1 protein-coding gene and 1 pseudogene are annotated in these 1,271 nt (G+C 66.7%); both read right to left on the bottom strand.

Annotated features, from left to right (window positions below; all coding sequences use genetic code 11):
- Positions 1–978 (bottom strand): DDE-type integrase/transposase/recombinase (locus BM287_RS17400; protein ID WP_090042300.1); only part of this gene is annotated, 978 nt, incomplete at its 3' end.
- Positions 975–1,271, bottom strand: a pseudogene (locus tag BM287_RS17995) (hypothetical protein); the annotation flags it as partial. The pseudogene BM287_RS17995 and the gene BM287_RS17400, both read right to left, overlap by 4 nt.

Raw genomic sequence — 1,271 nt, 5'->3', positions numbered from 1 at the left:
GCCGGCTGGCTTTGGGGTGTTGGGGTGGTGGCGGAAGCGTTCGGGGTGGGCTTGGTAGTAGGCGTGTTGGACGTTGTGGCGGTGTTGCCAGTGGCGGTGCCAGCTGCCGTCGTGGACCTGGTCGGGTGAGAACAGGGCGATGCCGGAGTGTTTGTGGTGCTGGTTATACCAGGGCACGTAGGTGTCCATGAACGCCCGGGCTTGCTCGATCGTGTCGAAGATGCCGGGGTAGTTGGGGCGGTATTTCATGGTGCGGAACTCGGACTCGGAGAACGGGTTGTCGTTGGAGACCCGGGGACGGTTATGGGTTCGGGTCACCCCGTGCTGTTCGAGGAGGTCTTTGAGGATGTTGGAGCGCATCGCCGGCCCGGAGTCGGCATGAACACCGTCCGGGACACCGTGGCGGGCGAACGCGTCCTGGAACATCTCGGCAGCGAGGACGTCGACCTCGCGGTCCTCGACCCGGTAGCCGACGAGTTTGCGGGAGTAGATATCGATGATCGAGTAGGCCTTGAACGACACGCCCCGCCAGGGGCTGGCCAGGTCGGTGATGTCCCACGACCACACTTGCCCGGGGCCGGTCGCTTCCAGCACCGGCGCCACTCGCGGCGTCTTGCTCTGGCGGCGGGTCGGGACCACCGGCCGGGCGGACTGATCCGTGATCCCGGCGGCGATCCGCCACCAGGACCGGCGGGAGGCGAGCATCATCCCGTCATCCCAGGCGGTCGCGAAGGCGTGATCCACCGACACGCCCTGCTCCCACCCGGCGGTCACTAACTGGGCGATCCGGGCGCGGTCCAGATCGTTGAGCCGAGACGGATACGCCCGCGCTTTCTGCGGGACCGGGTCAGCCACCCGCGGGCGCGGGTTGCGGCGGTAATGCCACGTCGATCGGGACAGCCCGGCCAGCTGCAACGCTTGCCGCTGCGAGCCGGTGATCGCGGTCAGTTCGATGACGAGGTCGGCTTCCCCGGTCAAGAATCGGGCAGATCGGTCGGTTTCGGGTTCTCGTCGGGCTCCTGCTCGCTGATCGAGTGCAAGAGCCCGATAGCTTTTCCCAGCGCCTGGTTCACCGCCTCCAGCTCCTGGACCCGCGCGTTCAACCGCTCCACCTCGGCCTCATGCGCTGCTCGTTCTCTGGCCCGCTGCTGTTCCAACCAGGCTCGCCTCCCGGGATGTGTCATAGCCCTAGCCTGCCGCGGAAACAGGCTCCGCTCGATATCGCCCTCGAAAACCGCCGTCGACCACCGCCGGATCTTGTCCCTGGAGAT

The organism is Leifsonia sp. CL147 (genome assembly GCF_900114565.1).
In the GTDB taxonomy this organism is placed as follows: Bacteria; Actinomycetota; Actinomycetes; order Actinomycetales; family Microbacteriaceae; genus Leifsonia.
This window is presented reverse-complemented; position numbering and strand designations above follow the sequence as displayed.